Origin of the sequence: Rhizobium sp. CG4 (assembly GCF_023701965.1) — a bacterium.
GTDB lineage: Bacteria > Pseudomonadota > Alphaproteobacteria > Rhizobiales > Rhizobiaceae > Agrobacterium.
Window position 1 is genome coordinate 129,938 of the sequence record NZ_JABAEG010000004.1, and the last position, 20,803, is coordinate 150,740.

At 52.7% G+C, this 20,803-nt stretch carries 17 protein-coding genes; 8 read left to right on the plus strand and 9 right to left on the minus strand.

From position 1 onward, the window contains the following. Positions 1–124: 124 nt before the first annotated feature. A complete protein-coding gene (locus tag HGO37_RS13960) occupies positions 125–1,057 on the minus strand; it encodes an ArsR/SmtB family transcription factor (protein WP_250983824.1) in 933 nt (310 codons plus the stop codon). 665 nt (positions 1,058–1,722) lie between these two features. Between HGO37_RS13960 and HGO37_RS13965 the strand changes: the two genes are divergently transcribed. Together HGO37_RS13965 and HGO37_RS13970 are read left to right on the plus strand one after the other, a co-directional pair. Next, positions 1,723–3,246, plus strand: a complete 1,524-nt coding sequence (locus HGO37_RS13965; RefSeq protein WP_250983825.1) for an aldehyde dehydrogenase (NADP(+)) — start codon at positions 1,723–1,725, stop codon at positions 3,244–3,246. A 734-nt stretch (positions 3,247–3,980) separates the two neighbouring features. Continuing rightward, a complete protein-coding gene (locus HGO37_RS13970; protein WP_250983826.1) occupies positions 3,981–4,856 on the plus strand; it encodes a sucrase ferredoxin in 876 nt (291 codons plus the stop codon). 8 nt (positions 4,857–4,864) lie between these two features. Here HGO37_RS13970 and HGO37_RS13975 read toward each other — a convergent pair whose 3' ends face one another. From HGO37_RS13975 to HGO37_RS13990, 4 genes are read right to left on the minus strand one after another with little or no spacing between them, the layout of a single operon-like run. Beyond that, positions 4,865–5,818, minus strand: a complete 954-nt coding sequence (locus tag HGO37_RS13975) for an ABC transporter substrate-binding protein (RefSeq protein ID WP_250983827.1) — start codon at positions 5,816–5,818, stop codon at positions 4,865–4,867. Further along, positions 5,815–6,846, minus strand: coding sequence for a FecCD family ABC transporter permease (locus HGO37_RS13980; protein ID WP_285200591.1), 1,032 nt, complete (start codon positions 6,844–6,846; stop codon positions 5,815–5,817). The genes HGO37_RS13975 and HGO37_RS13980 overlap by 4 nt, the downstream gene beginning before the upstream one ends. After that, the gene (locus HGO37_RS13985) at positions 6,843–7,826 is read right to left on the minus strand and encodes a FecCD family ABC transporter permease (protein ID WP_250983829.1); all 984 of its coding nucleotides are present in this window, start codon (positions 7,824–7,826) and stop codon (positions 6,843–6,845) included. Before HGO37_RS13985 ends, HGO37_RS13980 begins: the two co-directional genes overlap by 4 nt. A 9-nt stretch (positions 7,827–7,835) precedes the next feature. Next, complete coding sequence (locus HGO37_RS13990) at positions 7,836–8,612, minus strand: ABC transporter ATP-binding protein (RefSeq protein ID WP_250983830.1); 777 nt, start codon at positions 8,610–8,612, stop codon at positions 7,836–7,838. Here HGO37_RS13990 and HGO37_RS13995 point away from each other — a divergent pair. Continuing rightward, the gene (locus HGO37_RS13995) at positions 8,611–10,989 is read left to right on the plus strand and encodes a TonB-dependent siderophore receptor (RefSeq protein ID WP_250983831.1); all 2,379 of its coding nucleotides are present in this window, start codon (positions 8,611–8,613) and stop codon (positions 10,987–10,989) included. The two genes, HGO37_RS13990 and HGO37_RS13995, sit on opposite strands and share 2 nt — an antisense overlap. Positions 10,990–11,047: 58 nt before the next feature. On the opposite strand, the gene HGO37_RS14000 is transcribed toward HGO37_RS13995, so the two are convergent. The 4 genes from HGO37_RS14000 to HGO37_RS14015 form a co-directional block, all read right to left on the minus strand. Then, positions 11,048–12,400: an aminotransferase-like domain-containing protein gene (locus HGO37_RS14000; RefSeq protein ID WP_250983832.1), complete on the minus strand. Its 1,353-nt coding sequence runs from the start codon at positions 12,398–12,400 to the stop codon at positions 11,048–11,050. Positions 12,401–12,835: 435 nt separating this feature from the next. Then, positions 12,836–13,231, minus strand: a complete 396-nt coding sequence (locus HGO37_RS14005; protein ID WP_250983833.1) for a hypothetical protein — start codon at positions 13,229–13,231, stop codon at positions 12,836–12,838. 683 nt (positions 13,232–13,914) lie between these two features. After that, positions 13,915–14,370 (minus strand): hypothetical protein, encoded by a 456-nt coding sequence (locus tag HGO37_RS14010; protein ID WP_250983834.1) that lies wholly within the window; start codon positions 14,368–14,370, stop codon positions 13,915–13,917. Between the two features lie 645 nt (positions 14,371–15,015). After that, the gene (locus HGO37_RS14015; RefSeq protein ID WP_250983835.1) at positions 15,016–16,008 is read right to left on the minus strand and encodes a hypothetical protein; all 993 of its coding nucleotides are present in this window, start codon (positions 16,006–16,008) and stop codon (positions 15,016–15,018) included. 258 nt (positions 16,009–16,266) lie between these two features. Between HGO37_RS14015 and HGO37_RS14020 the strand changes: the two genes are divergently transcribed. The 5 genes from HGO37_RS14020 (at position 16,267) to hxsA (ending at position 20,796) form a co-directional block, all read left to right on the plus strand. Beyond that, positions 16,267–17,358 carry a hypothetical protein gene (locus tag HGO37_RS14020; protein ID WP_250983836.1) on the plus strand — a complete coding sequence of 364 codons (1,092 nt, stop codon included), beginning with the start codon at positions 16,267–16,269 and terminating at the stop codon, positions 17,356–17,358. 86 nt (positions 17,359–17,444) lie between these two features. Then, a complete protein-coding gene (locus tag HGO37_RS14025) occupies positions 17,445–17,720 on the plus strand; it encodes a hypothetical protein (RefSeq protein WP_250983837.1) in 276 nt (91 codons plus the stop codon). Then, on the plus strand, positions 17,701–19,107 hold the full coding sequence (hxsB, locus tag HGO37_RS14030; RefSeq protein WP_250983838.1) for a His-Xaa-Ser system radical SAM maturase HxsB: 1,407 nt from the start codon (positions 17,701–17,703) through the stop codon (positions 19,105–19,107). Before HGO37_RS14025 ends, hxsB begins: the two co-directional genes overlap by 20 nt. After that, entirely contained in the window at positions 19,104–20,309 is a 1,206-nt protein-coding gene (locus HGO37_RS14035) for a radical SAM protein (protein WP_352230571.1), read from the plus strand. Before hxsB ends, HGO37_RS14035 begins: the two co-directional genes overlap by 4 nt. After that, positions 20,206–20,796: a His-Xaa-Ser repeat protein HxsA gene (hxsA, locus tag HGO37_RS14040; RefSeq protein WP_352230572.1), complete on the plus strand. Its 591-nt coding sequence runs from the start codon at positions 20,206–20,208 to the stop codon at positions 20,794–20,796. Before HGO37_RS14035 ends, hxsA begins: the two co-directional genes overlap by 104 nt. The last annotated feature ends 7 nt before the right edge of the window (positions 20,797–20,803 follow it).

Sequence of the window (20,803 nt, forward strand, 5' to 3'; positions counted from 1 at the left end):
CAAGCTATCCAATTATACGATATAGATCGTATTTTTCGATAAACATCAACTTACGAGGTCGCCTTGTCAATGGGGCTTTTGTGCTGCGGCGCACAATATGAAGGGGAAATAATGCGGACTTTGGTCAGTCGCGCTTTGTTTTCAAACGCAAAACAATATCTTGATCGTAGTTTCCAAAGCCGCGTCCGAAGATATTTATGCCACCAGGATGTTTGCTTTCCGCTTTGACTTCGACCCTCAGGCGGATCGATCTGTGCTCATCGAGGGCAAGGTCGCCAATGGTTACATCAGAGATTTTATGGCCGTCGACGTAGGTGCCTCCTGACCCGACGGACCATGTTTTTAGCATGCCATACTGGGAGCCTTTCAGCTTCCACCAGGCGGGTGTGTAAGTGCCACGACGGTCACCAAAATCGCCCGGAGATGTCCATGCGCCAATCTCGGTACCATTGATAGAAATAAGGATATCGGAGGGCCAATTCGCCATGGTGCCCGGCACCTCAGAGCTGACCTCCATAACGATATCGACGGAATCGATCAAGTCGCCACGAAGCTTGGCGTTGTTGGGGAACTGATATTCGACGAAGCCGCTGGTAAACCACAACAAACTGGTTTTCATCCGTTCCGGATCCATAAAGGTTTCCGGCACGTCGAGGAGCCCGATGATCCCCTCATTCGAGCAAATCCCGCACGGCGCTGTTACGGCATTGTTGGTGTAAAGACCTAGCGGCATCGAGACTTCGATAACGTTGTCTGTGACGGCTTCCGGTGCTGGCTGTAGGGTGACGATAAGTTCGTCATAAACCGCGAAACAAACCTTCTGGTTCCCCTTCTTTGCCCGTCTGGCTTCAGTGCGAACCAGGCCCGCTTTTTCTAGAACCTTGAGGTGGGCCGATACCGACGATTGCGGCAGGACTGCCGCCTCAGTCAGTTCGTTGACATTGATGCCGGGGCGATTGGCGATCAATTGTAGGAGCTGAATGCGATGTAACGAAAAGATTCCCTTGAGCGCAGCCAAGTCTTTGCGCGGATCAATCACCAAAAATTTCGAACTCATCCATGCTCCCCACATCGACATGACAGATCTATATCCGATTATACGATATGTCTGCAATGGGTGGGGTTAAAAGCGCGATTAAATAACGCGTCGGCTGGAGAAAGTTCGATCTGCGCACGTCGCCCGAGTTAACTTTGCTCTAGATGAGTAGTCCAAATGCCCCATTATCGGTTTATCGATTTGATCTCTCGATCCGCACTCATCCATTCTAACCGAGCCCAGCAATTAGGCTTAGGAACATCGCACCAAGATTAAAGCGTTCCATTGCGCGATCGTGTCATCTCCGAATGAGCCTGGTCGACTCCAAGGTATCGGCGAAACCCAAGTCTGGTATCGCGATGTTTCGGGTAGGATTAGCTTCTGAAAATCGCTCTCTCCTCCAATAACGATCTACTGGTGCAGCAGCGCTCCCCTACGCCGGAGCGAGCGGATCGTCTCCGGTCCGCGTTAGGTGGTCTCCACCCGCCCGGCGATGGCCTCCTTTTTTGTCTTCGAGGGGGGCGCCTCGACAGAAAAGCTCCTCGGCGCTGGTGCTATGGAACCCACAGGAGGCGTGCTTTCGTTTCCTACTTCAAACCACATTACGAGAAGTATAAAGGCGTTGGCGGTGACACCGCCCGTCTCGCTTCCTATATAGCCTCCAGACTGTGATAAGGAATTCAGCCATGAACTTAACTGGTAACCTGCTCCTCGCAGGGTCGGAAAAGCGCGGAGCCAACGGCGAATTTGCCGGGGTCGAGGCCGCCACAGGCGAGCCGCTTGATGTCTTGTTTGGTGGTGCTACTGCCGAAGACGTGGAGCACGCCACGAAGCAAGCGTGGGAAGCCTTCAGCGAATACCGGGAAACCGATCTAAGTCGACGTGCAGCATTCTTAGACGCCATTGCTGACGAGATCGAAAACATCGGTGACGATCTTATCGTCAGAGCGATGGCTGAAACGGGGCTCCCGCGCGGTAGGCTGGAGGGCGAGCGGACGCGAACTGTAGGGCAACTTCGGCTCTTCGCGAAGGAGGTCCGGGACGGGCGCTTCCAGGAACTACGTTTCGACAGCGCGGATCCTGGCCGGAAGCCTTTGCCAAAGCCAGACCTCCGACTGAGAAACATCGCCCTCGGTCCTGTAGCCGTATTTGGCGCTTCCAACTTCCCCCTCGCCTTTTCGGTTGCCGGAGGCGACACAGCCTCCGCATTGGCGGCTGGCTGTCCGGTCGTAGTGAAGGCGCATTCGGCTCATCCCGGAACTTCCGAACTGGTTGGTCGAGCTGTCCAAACCGCCGTCGCGCGAGCTGGCCTTCATCCGGGGACATTCTCCCTGCTTTTCGACGCGGGGTTTGAAGTAGGCCAGAGGCTGGTCGCCGACCCGCGAATCCGTGCTGTAGGCTTCACGGGATCCCGCCGAGGTGGAACCGCTCTTATTGACATAGCTTCCAGGCGGAAGCAGCCTATTCCCGTCTACGCCGAGATGAGCAGCATCAATCCGGTCATTCTCTTTCCTGCGGCCCTGAAGAACCGCGCAGCGGACATAGCGTCGTCATTTGTAGCGTCACTCGCCCTTGGCGCAGGACAGTTCTGCACGAACCCTGGATTGTTGCTGGCCCTCGATGGGGAGGGGCTGGACGCCTTTGTCTCTCAGGCGGCGCGATTGCTCCCGCAGATAGACGCGCAAGCCATGCTAACCCCCTCCATCGCGAAAGCTTACTGCGATGGAGTGGCCAAACTAACGGGACATCCGGAAGTTCGAGTAATCGCCTCCGGCAAGCCAGGAAGCCAGTTCGATGGTACAGCAGCGCTCTTCGAAACCTCTGCAGATGCATTCCTTGCTCATCACGAGCTCCAAGACGAGGTGTTCGGCGCCGCAGGTCTGATCGTTCGATGCAAAGATCTCGAACAACTCGAGCAGGTCCTTGATGTACTGGAAGGCCAGCTTACGATTGCGCTCCATATCGCGGAGGACGACGAGCCCGCTGCGCGTGGCCTTGTTCCAAAGCTCGAGTTGCTTGCCGGACGATTGCTGGTGAACGGCTTCGGAACCGGCGTCGAGGTTTCACCAGCGATGGTTCATGGCGGGCCGTACCCAGCAACGGCGGACGGGAGGTCGACCTCCGTCGGCACCTTGGCAATCTATCGCTTCCTTAGGCCAGTATCCTACCAGGATTTCTCGCCTGCACTACTACCTGTCGCTCTGCGCTAAAAGCCCAAGCACTGCTAGGTCGCCTGTGTTCGGGCGGCCTAGCAAGAGATGGCGTTTAAATTTTTCCTGGTCCAAGCCGATCTCCTAGATGCCAGGCAGATACAGAGCGACATCCCCGGCAATATTCGCATCGACGCAGATCGCAGTGCTCCTCGAGACGGTTGTGCATCACCAAGATGTCTAATGAGCCGTCCACCTGTCGGAAGACTTTCAAGCATCCGAACCTGCCATGACCGTTTCCACGCAGGATCGATTGATCTGCGGATCGCCTCTCACTCTGCGCCCGCCCTTGGTTCGCGTCATTTGCATTTGAGGAAACGCCGGGCACCCACAGTCGCATAGATGACGTAGGCTTTCGCGCAACCGCCAATGCGACAAGCAAGGAAGCGTTCGCCCCTAGAATCGCAAATCCATGGAAGCAGGACCCAGAAAGCCCTACTGAGTGGTAGTCAGTAATATCCATCTCCGCATTTGTCAGCGGTCATTCGCAATCTATATTCAAAGTATCGTCAACGGATAGCCCCGTCAGGCTTTCCTATCAGATTGGCGATAGACGAAGTCCCTGAGCGAAACAGCCGACAATCGTTATGTGAACGAAGCGGCAAAACCGTGCATGACTTTCGAGAGCCAAAGTACGCCTGCCCCACACGGTGACGATGCAGTACGAGTGCTCGGTACCTTCAGGCGCGATTTTTCTTGTCTGATGGTATGACTATCCCGTAAGTCAATGTCCTATGACCAATCATCAGTTTTGCCGGGATATTTGCATCGACCGCGGTGAGCCGCTGCCTGGTTCAGGGGTGGCTGCAAACCGATATGCACTGTTACATTGGCCCCGCCGTCACTGGCGGGTTCCCAGAACACAGTCGGCTGAAATGCCAGTCGGTCTATCTGATGCAATTGTCAAAGCAAATGAGGCCGGGGTGCATGTTGCCCTGGTTGACGGCGATGATATCGCGTTGTCGGTCGATGGAAAGGTGTTACCTGTCGCATCTCACGAACTAGCAGCAGAACACCTCCTACACATCGCATCCGGTGGCACATTGGATTGTGAACCTGACACGCGCATAACCATACTCTGTTGCACGGATAGCAAGCAGGATCCCTGTTGCGCAAAATACGGGTTTTCCACCTGGAAAGCACTGAAAGAGAAAGCTGATCCAACCAAGTTTCGGGTACTGCAATCGACCCATTTGGGCGGCTGTCGTTTCGCAGCTACCCTGATTGTCCTGCCCGCGCGGCAGAGATATGGCCGGCTCGAGTCTCAAGCTGTGCCTGCTTTTTTGGAGGCTCTGTCCAACGGAATTCCATTTTTGCCGGCCTACCGTGGCAACCCAATGCTTGATGAGGCAAGACAGGTGGCAGAGCATGCTGCGTTTACCTATGCTGACGGTGATGGTGTCAGGGAGGTGGAGCTGCAGGAAAGTCCAGAACTTTCAAGAGACCCGGAAAAGAACGCTGAATTCATAGCTGTCATGTCTTCACGCCGCCTACGCATTCGATTGGCGCGCCATTCATTTGAAGTGAATACCCGGTGCGACACTATCACGAGGGGATCAAGTCAAGCAGCTGACCGCTGGCAGGTTGTAGCGGTCGAACCTATCGATTGATACGGGTCTTAGCGAGACTGCGCCGCCTCTTTGAGGTCAGCTTGCCGCAGCACTTCACGCTCACCGACATGCGAAAAAAGCAAGGTCGCAGAGCCTATTAGGCCGTTCATCGTTTCTCCATAGCGGCTGCGGTTAAGGTATAGGAACTGGCGATTTCGGACCGCAAACAGATTTCGCCATTGGGCAGTTGAGCGAAATGCCATGGTCTCCGCTTCTTCACTCAACATCTCTTCATAAGTGTCGATAATCACATCGCTGTCAAAATCTGAAATTCGTTCCAGACTGTAGGGAATGTCAGGGGAGCTGTTTGCATAAGCGGGGACGTGACCGAGCCCGAAGTCCGAAATCACCTCCTCCATGCCACCGCGACCGATGAGGCGAAAACCATCGCGATAAATTTCCATTGGCGTGACAGTGATGGTGGCGGGATCGCGGACACGGTTTTTGAACGCGTTGACAATGCCCTGATACTCCATGTTCAACTCTTTGTAGCGTGCCTGCTTGCCAACGATATCTGCCAATTGTTCAGCATATTCGACTATGTTCTTTTCGCGCACCGGCAGGAGAACCACGGGTGCAATCGACGACAGCTTTTCGCGAAGCGCTGCGTGATAGGACAGGCCAACGATCAGGTCAGGTTTGAGGGACGCGATGGTCTCAATATCAGGCGCTTGATGGGTACCAATATAGTGGATAGCGGACGTATCGAAACGTTGCGACGCACCACGAAAAATCGTTCCTTTAAACAGTCGCTTGCGGCCCGAAGAGCCACAGGGCGTAATGCCGAGCTCCAGCAATTGCGTGGTCAGGCTGAAGTCATGCAAAGAAACCACACAGCGGGGTGAAACAGGAATTTCCGTCTTTCCGAACTGGTTCGTGAATGTCCTTGTCGCTTCACTTGCGTCAGCGGTCACACCACTCACAAAGCACAATAACGTTACAAATAGTGCTCGCATTCTCATGAGATATGTCCTCTGCGCGAAAGCAGGAAAAGCAGATAGGGTGCACTGATAACGGCAACGACCAGACCGGCTGGTATCTGGAGGGGTGCAAAGAGCGTTCGACCGACCGTGTCGCCAATCAGTACGATGCAAGCACCGACAAGGGCAGTTAACGGCAACAGAAACCGGTGGCGATCCCCGACAAGCAGTCTGGATGCGTGTGGTGCGATCAGCCCGATGAAACTCATAGTGCCGACATTGGCCACGGCGGACGCTGTCAGCATCACACTCAGCAGCAATCCGACCAACTGGAACCTGCCGATATCCAGTCCGCGGCTGCCTGCAACGGCCTCTCCAAGCTGGTAAAGATCGAAATGACGATAAAGTAGAAGAATGGGTATCCCTGAAATTGTCAGCCAGACAAGCTGGCCGCGGACATTTGCCCACCCCGCATGGTGAAGACTACCCGCCAACCACAACAAAGCAGATTCAACCTGGTCGATGCGACCATATGTTATCATCGTGTCGGAAACCGCACTCAAAATTGCGGTTATGCCGACACCAACCAGTATCAGACGTAGCGGGTTAACCCCTTTGTTCCAGGATAGGACTGCTATTAAAAGTGCCACCAGGACACCGCCTACGAAGGCCGCGAGAGGGTAGAATTCTTCCGTGAGGTCCGACCGCCACACAATCATCGCCAGAAGCACTGTTGTCCCTGCTCCGGCTTCAACCCCGACGAGGCCTGGTGCAGCAAGTGAATTGCGGGTCAGAACCTGAAGTGTAACACCCGAAAGCGCCATTGCCATACCGGACAAAATAGCCAGCATAATCCGAGGAAGGCGAATGTCGTAGATGATCGTATGAAGGATATCTTTGTCATCACTTGAACTGAAGCTTGTCACGACATCACTTACTGTCATCGGATAACTTCCGAAAGTGACGGATAAGAATGCAAACAACAGCATGAAGATGCAAATGAAAACGACAATCTTTCGTGCCCTTTTATCTCTAGATGTCGTGTCTGAGCCGACCGAGGCTGGAATCATTTCAGCCTCCCAAGGACAAGGGCGATAAACACTGGTGCGCCAACCAAAGCGGCAACAATTCCGGTGTTTAGTTCGAGCGGCCGTACGACAACGCGAGCGACCACATCGCCGATCACCACCATCAATGCGCCTAATAGAGGGGCCGCTACGATCAGGTAGCGATGATTGTTACCAAACAACATCCGCCCGACATGGGGCGCCACTAGGCCGACGAAACCAATTGGTCCGGCAATTGCCACGGTTGACGCGGAGAGAAGCACAGATGCCAAAAGCATAGATATTCGAAAACGCCCAATGTTCAGCCCCAGCAATGAGGCCTTGTGTGACCCCAGGCGATAAAGGTTGAGACCGGGAATGTTAAATACCGCTATGCCACTAGCAACAATGAGCAGCGGCAGGGTGTGCCATCTTGCTTCGCTGCTTTCAAACGCCAACGAACCGACAAGCCAACGTCTGAGAGAATCAAGCCCTTGCTGATCCATCAGAAGAATGCTTGAGGTCAGAGCGCTGAACAGCGCACTGATGACGACACCGGACAGGATGAGCCGTGCGCGATGTTGTTCTACTCCTGCATTGAGAAGAACAAACGATGCCGCCACAATAGCGCCAGAAAATGCCAAAAGCGGGATCATCGCCAGCGTCATATCAGGCACGACCAACAATCCGCCAACCACGAAAAATGCAGCACCACTGTTGATGCCAAGCAGTCCCGGATCTGCAAGTGGGTTTTCCGTCAGGGCTTGCAGCAGCACGCCCGCTAAACCCAGTGCACCGCCAACAATCAGCGCACTGAAAAGGCGCGGCATGCGCATATCAAGGACAATGTTATGGAGTGGATTAGTATAATCAGGAGACAATACTGCATCCCACACGACACCCCAATCAAGCACACGTGCCCCGAATGCCAGATGCACCAATGCAGCGACGCCAAGAGCAATAGTGAGTGCGATAAAAGGTATTAAACGAATGGCGGATAACATGTCAGCCGCCTAAGCCTCGAGCGATGAGGGTATGCAGATCACTCCGCCGGTTACAGTGTCCTCCAACATTCTGGAGCGTACGCCAAACACATTCTCGATGTTGTGGTCTGTAAAAACGCGAAGTGTCGCACCTTCCGCGACAATCTCGCCCTCCCGCATCATCACGAGCTCATCTGCATACTGCGCCGCCTGATTGAGATCATGAAGAATAGCAACCACGGTCCTGCCTGCGTCACGTAACATGGCCAGGAGATCAAGGAGGCTCAATTGATTGGCTACATCCAGATAGGTGGTCGGTTCATCAAGCAGAATGATGGGGGCATCCTGTGCCAAAGTCATCGCAATCCAGGCACGTTGCAGTTGGCCGCCCGAAAGGGCAGAGAGCGGCCTATCCAGTAACGCCTCTACTTCGCAAAGTGAGGCAGCCCGCCGGACCGCTTCCTCATCCTTGTTCGACCATTTGCCCAGCCAAGTTCGCCAGGGAAAACGCCCTTGTACCAACAGCTCACGAACGCTTATGCCCGTTGGGGTATGTGTGCGTTGAGGAAGGAAAGAAACCAGGCGGGCAAACTCCCGCTTTGGATAGGACGACACTGATTTTGAGTCGAGAAAGATGCTGCCTTTTTTTGGAAGCACATTTCCAGCAATCGCGCCAAGGAGTGTTGATTTGCCTGAACCATTCGGACCTATCAGGGCAGTGAACCTATGTTCCTTGACGGTTAGATTGATGCCGCGCAGAGCATGAGTGTCACCGTGGTACACATTTAGATCACTTATCGAAAACATGTATGTCTATCCACGCGCCGACGTCGTTACGACGAGACCAAAGATTCAATCTGATTTGGCAACCTGTAACACCGGCCCCCAAAAGGCATGCAATGCTAAAAGTGTGTTGAGACACTTTAGCGTTTTTCCAGAAGTGCATCACATGTTAGTGACGCCCATCTTTGTTGACCGCGAGTGTCATGTTTGTGCGGCAACGTCAAGGTTTGGGGGACCAATGCGCCAGCGTTTCAAAAAATTCAGCACCAAAAGCCTTCTTTGCAGCTCTGCATTGGCCTGCTTACTTTCGGCGGAAAGTGTTGCCATGGCTCAGGATACTCAGAGCGCAACAGTCCTCCAATCAATTGTCGTGACTGGTAAAACGGACGCTACTGCGCCAATCGATGGCTATGTGGCTCAAACAAGCAATAGCGGGACCAAAACAGACACGCCGATCCTCCAAACACCTCAGTCATTGTCGGTTGTGTCAGCAACGGAAATTAAGGATCGCGATGCGCGAACGCTTGCCGATGTCCTTGCCTACAGCCCAAGCTTTACAGCACAGCCACGTTCATTTTCCCGCGTCGCGGACCGCTTCCGTATCCGGGGTTTTGATGTGGAACCCGGTACAGGTGGCTTGTTGCGTGACGGAATGCGACTGCAAAACAATTCCTATGACGGAACTCAGGAACCTTTTGGTTTAGAGCGCGTGGACGTTGTGCGAGGCGCATCGTCTGTTCTTTACGGCCAGCTTTCGCCCGGCGGTTTTGTCAATGGCGTCAGCAAACGTCCGACAGATGAACCGCTTCGTGAAATTGGCATTGAAGGTGGACTGAACAAACGCAAACAGGTTACGGCTGATTTCAGTGATGCCCTGACCGATACCCTGTCCTATCGCCTCACCGTCATGGGACGGGATAGTGATACGCCGGTGAACTACAGCAATGACGATCGTTTCTACATTGCGCCAGCATTGGAATGGAGCCCTGATGACGATACAACGCTGTCTATACTGGGTTTCTACCAACGAAGCAGCACCCGGTTTCCCGCATCAATTCCGTACCAGATCATTGACGGTATAGGATCCGGACCCTTTTTCCTGAAACGGGGCACATTTATTGGCGAGCCCGGTTACGACCGAATGGTGAGCGACATGAGCGCTCTTGGCTATGAGTTCACGCATCGGTTTGACAATGATGTGAAGTTCTCATCGAAATCGCGCTATTATGAATCGGACCTTGATTGGCGTTATCTCATGGCCCAGACCGGCACTGCGGCGGTGAACAATGCCGCCGCCACCGGTATTCTGGCGCGGCAATACAGCGATCGTTATGATCAAGCCAAGGGTTTTACCCACGATATGAATGTTGAGTTTGACCTGGATACAGGTCCGCTGTCACATTCCTTCGTCGTCGGATATGATTTTTACGACACATCCTATGACTCTGACAATTTCCGTGCAGCGGTTGGGTCGATTGATCTCAACAATCCGGTCTACGGTACACCCATTGTGGTGAACAAAAACCCTGCCCTAAATCGTGGCGGTAAAACCACGACCACGCAGCACGGAATTTATGTTCAGGACAATATCAATTTCTACGAACGCTGGAATGTGCTGTGGGGCTTGCGCCACGACTGGGCCGACCAGGAATTTAGGATCCATAGAACCGGGCAGACGATTACCCGCGATACGCAGGAAACGACCTGGCGTGCGGGACTGGTGTATGAGGCGGCCAATGGGCTGGCACCTTACATCAGCTATGCGCAATCGTTCTTCCCAGTATCCATTGGGGCTTTCACCAACGATATAAACTTCGACCCCACCACAGGCGAACAGATTGAGGCCGGAATACGCTACCAGCCGCCCGGAACCAACATGCTGTTCAGTGCAGCCGTCTATCAGTTGACGCAGGATAATGTTGTCTCAGCCAATCTTGCCGGTGACCTCACCCAGATTGGTCAGCAACGTGCACGGGGCCTGGAACTGGAGGCGAAAGCTGACCTCACGGATTATCTCACTATGGTTGGGTCATACGCTTATACGGACGCAAGAATTACCAAGAGTGAAGTGGCAGAAGAAATTGGTCGACGCAGCGAAAACACGCCTTATCACCAAGCCGCTTTGTGGATGACCTATGATCTTGCGCAACTGGGCGTCGAAGGCTTGAGCGTTGGAGGCGGTGTGCGCTACAAGGGAACAACCCGTGCTTCAGGTATCGATCATGGGATACCCGCCAATGTGGTTGTCGATGCTCTAGTCCGCTACGATGTCAACGAGAACGTGACACTGTCGGTCAACGCCACCAACCTGTTTGGAAAAGATTACGTCAATTGCGAGTTTTCCTCCTGCCAATATGGCGATGACAGGGAAGTTATGGCGTCCGTCCGAATCCGTTGGTAGTGGCACCTCGGCCTACGAGGACTGAACAACCAGTGACAGCGTTAAAGCGGCCCTGCCCTCACACAGGGCCGCTTTGAAATTTTGCCAGAATCGACAGGCCACGCGATAATTCATCGATCGAGGGACCGCCGAGACAAAGCCGTATCCCCGTCGACTTATCTTGGCGGTCTGCGCGCATTGCATCTGGTGGCGTGACTATAACGCCCATCATTTCTGCTGACGACACGAACGCCTCCGCCTGCGCATGGGGCATCGGAATCCACGCATGGAACGCAGCGGGATTGGTGACGATTTTCCTGTCAGAAAGCAGCGAAACAGCAAGGTGTGCTCTGCGGCTGGCTTCTGCCTGAAGCGATGTTCGTGTGGCTTCGACAACCCCGCTAGTGAACCACTCTTCAAGTAAGGAGTAATCCAGAGGCGAAGCCGCCAGTGGAATGACCTGCAGAGCTTCTTCAGCTGAAGTAATCCATTTTTCGGGAAGAACCAGAACCCCTAATCGAAGACCTGACGTCAGTGTTTTTGAAAGACTGGTAACGTGAAACACATTATCGGGTGCCAGTGCCACGAGAGGTGGGTAATCAGTGCTGGAGCCGAGCGTATAGACCCCGTCCTCTACAATCTGCACGTCACGTTGACGGCAAATCCCGATGATTTCTTGGCGACGGCCGAGGCTCATCGATGCAGTGGTCGGATTATGGAGAGAAGGCGTGAGATAAACCAGCCTTCGCCTCCGCTGATTGTTTGGATCGTCTAGAACCCGTGCCAGATCGTGCGGCACCATACCCTCTTCATCAATCTCCACACCGGCAATTGGATGACCTCTGTGGCGCGCGAGTGCTATCGCCCCGGGATAACTCAGTCGCTCGGTGATGATCAGCCCCCCTCCCCCGCACAGTGTATCGAACGCCAGCCAGAGTGCCTGCTGGCCGCTTCCGGTCAGGATGATGCGGTTGGGCTCAACAAATATTCCCAGGCTCTCAAGCCATTTCCCAAAGATCCTGCGGTGAGCATCATGGCCTGCAAGTGGCGGTCTCAAGTGGACATGTTGAGCATCTATCTTGCGAGACACAGTTGAGAGAGTACGTGCCAACAGACGATCACTTAGCATTGGCGGAATGGCATTGACGGAGAAGTCGATGGTCGCGCGATTTTCCGATTGGAACGATGCAACAAAGGTTCCTCTTCCTTTGATACTGCGTGCAAGGCCCCGCCGTTCCAGCACCGCGTAAGCTTTTGTCACTGTGCCGACACCCAGTCCGAGCGTCCAGGCAAGCTCGCGATGGGGTGGAAGCCTGTCGCCGCCTGCCAAAAGCCCCGACAAAATGTCTTCAGAGAGTGCTTCCAGCAGACGTGTGGAAGGATTGCCCTCACCGTCCGTGAGGCGGGCCTTCCAGGGAGATTTCAGGCGCATCAGGTTCTCGATTTGTCCATGACATGGTTGTCCGGTGTCACTGATTAAGGCGTGCTCGTCAACACTCAGTTGAAGGGAACCAAACCTGTCTTCTTAGAACGCTGTTACATCTAAGGAGCGAACTTAGCGAATAGTCCCATACAGAGGGGAAGCGTGCTGTTGATGAGTAGTCAATAATCGTGATGTCGCCACAGAAGTCCATGCAAATGCGACCGAAGACTACCATCGGTCGCTGGCAGCCCGCGGAAGGCGCTAGTGCACGCGAAAACCTAGTAAGTGCCTACGCGATAACGATAATTCCCAGGAATATGACTGTGAGGTAAAAAATATTGCCGACATGGCCTATCAACGACTGAGGTGGTATCAAGCGATTGACCAATTATGGCTGGAATGCGAGAAATCAACGCCAACCCGCTCAAACGATGAAGCTCGGTTTCAGAGTCTAGGAACACTAGAAATCAGTCCTCGAATAACCACATCATTATCTACTTGAACACGGCAAACTACTTCGAAGCGCTCTCCAGGCATATTGCGATCAGCAATGAATTTTTCGGCGTTGGGCAGTTCATCCTGGGTGGGAGGGCTGCAGAGTGACCAAGTATCTTTCAGGTAGAAAGGTACATCTAAGGGATAACTGAAATATCGCCTTGTCTCTCGCTGATCTTGCACGTTAACGAGGATCGCACGCAAACCATTCTTATAAGAAATTGAGAATGCACCTTTTGGCATCTCAGGTCGCGAAAAATAGCCTGCCCTATAATAATCCCATACGGCATACCCGCTATAGCCGAGTACAGCTACGAGAAGCCCTCGTTTGATCCAAGTCCACATGACAACCCCCGCATGCTTTAGCTCTACCAAGCTGTTTAGTTGCTGAGTGAAGATAATACAACTTACCCAGACGCAGGTTTGCTTAAGAACGGAACATGAGGACAGGCGCCTATAACTTGGCGGCGATGGCTTCAAAGCAGCGCAGGAATGCAGCCAAACGGCTCAAAATGATAAATCCAACTCACGGCATCGCTGAGTAAACTCAGTGCTTCGACCCTATTGGGCCTCGACACAACCCCAAAGAGCATCGGCTGCAGAGTTGGATTGTGTGAGTTTCACGCTAAGTTTCCGCGCCCTCGATGGAATTCTAGAGTAGAGCTCTCCCGGAAGACGGTTCTACGCCGTCTTCTTCGGAACCACCGTGAAGCGTTAAAACCTTCGGATTGCGGACTTCGATTGCAGATAGCGGATATGGTGAACCATCGAATAAAAGATCAGCGTCTATTTTCTCACCAGGAACAAAATTCCAACAATTATCGTGAATACTTATTAAGAATGTTTCATTGCCATTGGCATACACCATCATGATGCTGTTGCACAGCTTATCGCCATTGGTCCAAGATAGGGATATGCACTAGTTTCCCGCTATAATAGTGCACACCACTAGGCATTCGTCACATTGTCGATTTTGGGTGCGAACTGATCAACTCAATCGCATCATCGCTTTTCCAGCTAATGGCAAGTCAAGGACTATATAGCGAGAAATATCCGCCTTCGTACAGATAGTAGGCCGAGTGTCGCTTTTCCGTTGTGACAAATGGATACAAAACCCGGCGTTTGCCAGGATCTCCGTGACCGTCGCAGGTGATACGATGAACAAAGACCTTGGGTCCGCTCAAGCGCAAATCTTTTTCAGCAGGCTTGAACAATTCGAATTCCGGGTTTGCAAGAAAGGCATCAACGGTCTCATATGTCGTATATGTCGATGATTGACCAGAGGCGTCACAGGAATAGAAAACTCCAACCGCCTCTCCCCTATGAAACTCTTGCGTTTTCCCGATTATGTTTTGGGTGTTCGCGAACCAAGACTCACCTGTCCATCCCACAACGCTCCACTTGGTATCTATGAAATCGGCATAAGCGAGTTCGGGCGTGATCAATGCCCCTAAGACTGCAGCAAGCTTGAAAACTTTCATCATTGTAATTCTCTCTTCAAAGCTTCCTGCATGCATACCAAGTCACTCGCACGACCCGATGTTTCGTAGGCTGTCTGGTACGATTGAGCACTGTCTAAGCAGGAGTACGATGGACCCTCTGCCATTTCACGCTCCAGTGCCTTTTGCATACAGACCATGTCCTGTACCTGACCGCTTGATTCAAAGCGCTCTTGGTAGAACTGGGCTTTCTCCGGGCATGAACCATAAGGAGCCGCTGCAAGTACGCTTGTACCCAAGCTCAACGAACAAATAATCGCTAGTGTGACAATAGTTGCCCTGTGCATCTGGCCTCTCGAATAAGACGTTTCGTAGCTACGTTCGCGATACCCTGAAGTTGTTACTATTACTAGAACACCCCCAAAAGATGTGGAGCAACTATTCAGAGGCACAACCGCCTCTGCCCCTCCGGCGGCGGCGAACATGGCCAGTTCGGCGGCGGTTCTTGTAACTGCCACAGGACAAATTAGCTTGGGGGGACCTGCAAACATGGAGAGGTATTCATTAAGTTGCAGCGACGGGTGACAGGTGGCGCACGGTATCAGGGTAGATGCTATCGGCTTGACTCGGATCTTCCCAAAAACAAGCGCAACTTCAATGGCCATGATCCCGTTACGGCGTTGTCTAGCTCTACAACGTTTTGACCAGAGTTTCGCCAGGAAGAAAATACCAGTCCGGAATTCTGAGCCTCGCCTTGCGGTTGGCCGATGTCAAATCAACTTTCGAGCCAGAGTCGTTCGACCAAATAAGCGCTTCGCGATATCCCCAGTGGTCGATGGTACCAGAAAAAGCACACGCAGCGTTCTGCCATGGCGTTTCCGCGCTGTTCAGCGTCCCAACAGTCATCCAACTCGCTCCATCGACTACAGTTTTTGCAGTCAACGCTTGCGTAAAGTCATCTGATGGATTGACTTCAAAGCTCGGCTCAGTGGCAGTTACAGCATCTGAAAAAGCGTTCGAGTAGCGTTCAAACAGAGTTTCACATGCCTGTCTGGCCTCCTTGTCCGTGACTTTGGCCAGCTTATAAGATGTCGCGATTTCTATACCGCCCATGACCGCATCACGAACTGTTGCTACGGCCTTGGTTTCTCGGCTCGGATGAAGAATGAATCCAGTCAGGAAACTGAGCGATGTTTTGAGATTGGGCCCGTCAGCAACAATCTCTCCAGCGATTGTCATCATTAGTCTTGCCGCTTGGTTGAGTTCCTCTGCATCATGTTTACCCGGTGGCAGCGCGAGATACGGCGCATGAAATCCCAGCACCGCTCCAGGCTCAATGGTGCGAGATGCGTGTCGCATATCGCCCCATTCGCTTCCGCCGAGGAACGCCAGAGCACAAGCGGAATGACACTGATCGCCGCGACGGACATATGTTCGGATGCCATCCGTCATGAAAAGATCCTGAAGCGCCTTCCCACCAAGAAATGATCCACCAGAACTGTCGAGACAAAGACGGTTCACCTCTTGGGTTCCAAAGAGGTTTACGTCATCCTCGTTGATTTCACCGCGTAGCAGATAATTACACCTAGAGTCAGAAACTGGGGTCAACTCTGCTGCGACAGTGGTGTCTACGGGGATAGAGGCCAGTAGAAAAATTAGAAATGCCTTTTTATTACGTCTCATGCAGGCCCTATTTCCTCAATTTTGTCTTGCCTGAGCCGCCCACCAGAGAACAAATAGTTTGCTTCCCGATGTGCATTGGGTGATTTTATCATCTGATGCAAACGCTCATTCTCACGCATTTCCGCTATAAATTGAATACTCGATTTCAAACGCGACTAAACCTGCTAGTGTATTCAAATCCAAAGAAACGCGGCGGGGGCTGTGAGAATGTTGTCAGGGCATTTATTGCTTTGGAGACGAAGCCGTATCATTGCATGCGTGGCCCTGCTCTTCGTTGCTGGTTCGGAACATTCTTTCGCTCAAACACTTGCTGGTCATTCTGTCGGCGAACAACGCTTCTCGCTGGAAAAGCTTGTAAAAGGCACTTGGAAGGACGCTTACGGAAATTACCAAGACGGGTCGTTTCAAACGAGCAACGGCGTCAGGCTAACTGGGACTACTGACAAATCGACGGGCAAGATTGTTCGCCTGGAGGCCAAGGCTGACAAGCGAGGATCAAAACAGCCGGCGTATTATTCAGATTTCACGTTCGGCAAAACGACCCTTGCAACGATAAGGCAACGCTTTGGCAATGCGGGATCACTGCCTGGAAACGGATCGCCGGTTCTATCGACATCCGATGGTGGTGTCGAAATCTCGAGCTTTTACGAAGTCGCTGACAGCGATGTCGTCGTGACGTTTGTTACGAAGATCAGCAAGAAAGCGCTTCTGGATCTCCAAGAACGATATGTAAGTGCCGCATACGATCATATGGCGGAGGTGGCCATTCTGAACTCTGTGGCTCTCTCTACCGCGGCATATTTTCAGGAAACTCGCGGTACTCCATCTGTTTTCGATATCGGGTACCAGCCCATCGCCTGGCAGCCTGCGACAACTCAAACGGTAGATCAAAAACACCAGATTTCACTGGCGCGGATCAAGCCATCACAATTGCCTGTTGCTCGGGTATATTCTGGCCCCAGTAACGCACCTGACTTCACAGATCAGAGTGCGACAATGCGCAACTATCGAACAAGGATTGCGGAGGGTATGGCTTCTGGTCCTAATTTCGCGGGCGAGTTTGCGGTCGTCGAGATCAGTTGCGGCACCAACTGTGTGAATGTCTTTTTGGGTAACGTTCGCACGGGTGAGGTATTCAAGCTACCGGTTGGTGGCGCAAGCAACACCAACCTCGCCCTCAAATTCGATCTTTCTAGCCGACTTATGACGACACAGTGGGCGCACGCTGACACGGGGACCTGTGTGATGCAGTTTTTCAGTTTCAACGATGGAGAATGGATTGAATTGCTCAGGCATGATCTTGGTGCCAAGCAACAATGCTTGACTTCACTGTCGCAAAACCTGAGATAGTATTTGATGCAATCATTTCACCTTTGGATGGATTATGCCGACGCGCTCAGCTGAGACGCGACATCATCCCGTCAGCCGGTATCACCATGGAAAACAGCCTTCCGAGTTCAGAATTTGTAATCGAAGAGCAGTTTCAGCAATGGCTGTCAGATGCGTCTCTTAGGTTCCAATATCTTCATCCACACATTGAAATCTCGACCGAAGGAAATTCTGTCAGACTGACCGGAACTGGCGCTGATGATCCAGGTATCAAACGTGAATTCCAGTTCTGTCTCTATCGGCAGAAAATCTTCGAGCAGACCCTGCCGCTGCGGACAATGTTGATTGAAGGAGTGACAGGCGTTGCTCGTCGCACCTCTTAAATTCCGCACCGCAAATGACGGCATACTTTTCGCAGATGACGCCGGCGGCTATTTCAAGGCCGAGGAAGACTTCCTGCATCGCTATGTCTGCGATGAACTCAACGGGAACGACTTTGACTTCCTGAGCACAAACGGTCACGCATTCGAAGATACTAACGACCTATCTTACCTCGGATTTGAGCACCGCTTTGCGAGCCGCCTCTATCTGCCGGCAGATCTGGACTACGTCATCCTGGTCCCAACACTGAGATGCAATCTGGCTTGCGGATACTGTCAGGTTTCTCGTGTCAACGAAGGCACCCCCGGGTTTGACTGGAGCACGGAAACCCTATCGGCCGCCATCAGGTTTCTGGACGGGCTCGAAACCCGTAACATCAAGGTTGAGTTTCAGGGAGGAGAGCCACTCCTTCGTCTTGATGTCATCAAACACGTCATCGCATTCTGTCGAAGCAAGTTCGAGCGCTGTGAGTTTGTGATCTGTACCAATCTTCAGGACGTCAGTGAGGATGCATGGGCGGTTCTAAACGAACCTGATGTCTTCACCAGTACGTCACTTGATGCGACACGGTCGATCCATCAGGCGCAGCGTACTATCAGCCCGCAAAAAACCGATGCATTCTTTGACAATCTTGACCGGGCCATCGAATGGCTTGGTCCCGACAAAGTATCAGCTTTACCCACTATTGATCCTCGCAAGCCACCGGCACCACAAGCACTGATCGGATCTTTTGCGCAATATGGGTTCAGGTCGATATATCTGCGCCCAGTGAACTACCAGGGTTTTGCGCGCAAGAAATTTGATGCTCGTGCCAATGCCAACCTCTGGAACCAGTACCATTCATCCTTCATCGATGAGATGGTGGAGTTCAACTGGAATTCGGATGAGCCGGTCGAGGAGTATTATTTTACGCACTGTCTCAGGCGTGTCCTGCGGTCAGGACACAATCACCATGCAGATCTGCGTAACCCCAACATTATTGGCCATAGCTATCTGGTGGTCGATTTTGACGGCAAACTTTATCCGACTGACGAAGCGCGCATGGTGACACGCGTTGGGCAGTTCGACCTGTCGATGGGCGATGTCTTTAAAGGATTGAAGCCTGATACGATCGATACGCTAAATGGCGAGGCCCTCAACAACTTCCATCCGGATTGTGTGCACTGTCCTTATCAGGCGTTCTGCGGTGTCGATCTGGTCGATGACATCTCTCGCTATGGCCGGATAGACCTTCCAAAACATCTGACCGACTTCTGTCAGCGGCACACCTACATTTTCGATAAGATCTTTTCGATGATCTACTCTGACGATCCGAAGATCCAAAAATCATTAGCAATCTGGTCGGGCTCCGTCCGTTTCGATCAATCTCTCGCGAAGTTTCACCGATGATTGATCTGCGCCTGAAAGTGGATCCCCTTCCGCTCGACGTTCCACTGATTATCCGGCTGCGCGAACAAACCGACGTTGAGCTCGGACCGCACGACGTTGTCCTCTTGGATGAAGATGGAGATCGCCGCGAATACGACTACAACGGTTTTTCCGTCGGTGTTTACACGCGATCTGGTGAAAGCATGGATGGCGACGTGCTGTTGTTGTTGCCGGGTCAACCAAGCGCCCATCGCTTGATCCGTGCGAACTCCGAGCACAACACCTTCCTGGTGACCGAGCAATGCGATCAGCTCTGTGTGATGTGCTCGCAACCGCCCAAGAAACATCACAACGACATGTTCGAGCATTTTGCGTTGGCGGCACTTCTCGCGCCGCAAAATTCGACGATCGGCATTTCAGGCGGTGAACCGCTTTTACACAAGCACCGCCTCTTTGAGATGTTGTCAGTTGTCATCGAAACTCGACCAGATATCCGGTTTCATATTCTGACGAATGCCCAGCATCTTGAGCCAAGCGATATTGAGTGTGTCGCATCATTTGGCCGCGACCGCGTCCTTTGGGGCGTTCCACTCTATTCGGCCACACCCTCTGTCCATGATGAGATTGTAGGCAAAGTCGGCGCCTACAAAACATTGGAGCAAGGACTGGCGGTTCTTCTCCGGGCTGGCGCCTCCGTCGAGCTTCGTACGGTGGTGCTTCAGCAGAACTGGAATGACCTGCCAGCATTGTCTGAGTTCATCTCAACACGATTGGGGTTCATTTCATTTTGGGCCGTGATGCAGCTCGAGCGGATCGGTTACGGACGCATGAATTGGACCTCGTCATTCAAGGACACGTCCACTGACTTTGATCCTCTTGCACGGGCAATTGACATTGCATCTGCACGCGGCATTCAGGCGTGGCTCTACAATTCCCGGCCTGCTCTGTTCCTTCGCCCTATCGTGCGCATGCCCCTTCAACGATTTCTGACTGGAAACGTAAGTATCTCGATTTTTGCGATAGTTGTGATGCACGCGAAACTTGTGGTGGTTTTTTTCAGTGGTATGATCATGCCGAGGGGTTTTCTGCATTGGGGCCATTATGAAGTCGCGGTTATTCTTGATTCCGTCGTTCTTAGCGGCGGGGTTTTTTCCTACGAAAACGACAGCGATGCCAATCGGCGAGCTCGTCTCCAAAAAAAGTCCGGTCCCAACCGTTCTTGAACGGCTAAAACTCAACCACATCTTCACGCTGGCTGGTCACCGTTCGCATCGTTCTCATTCGAGCCATCGTTCGCATTCAAGTCACCGGTCGAGCAGTGGTGGTGGATATAGCTATGGCGGCTCATCAACCTACTCTGCTCCGGCTCCGCGTTATACGCCGCCCGCGCGCTCACTCTACCCTTCCGCACCAAGCGTGCCCGTAGCGCCGGCCGTGCCTTCCGCACCTGCCCCGGTTTATAGTGCGCCTGCCACGACCTCCCCTGCCCCGCTGCGACCACTTGCCGGCAACACCGACAAGTTCAAACGAATTGTGATGCAGGTACAGGCAGCATTGACTGCTTACGGCTATTACTCCGGCCTTATCGACGGACAGGTTGGGCCAGGAAGCAAGACTGCATTGACAGCGATGCAAACTGACTACAATTTGAAAGTCACGGGAACGATCACCCCGGAGGTGCTCAACGCCTTTGGCATCGTTGCCAACTGATCCATCA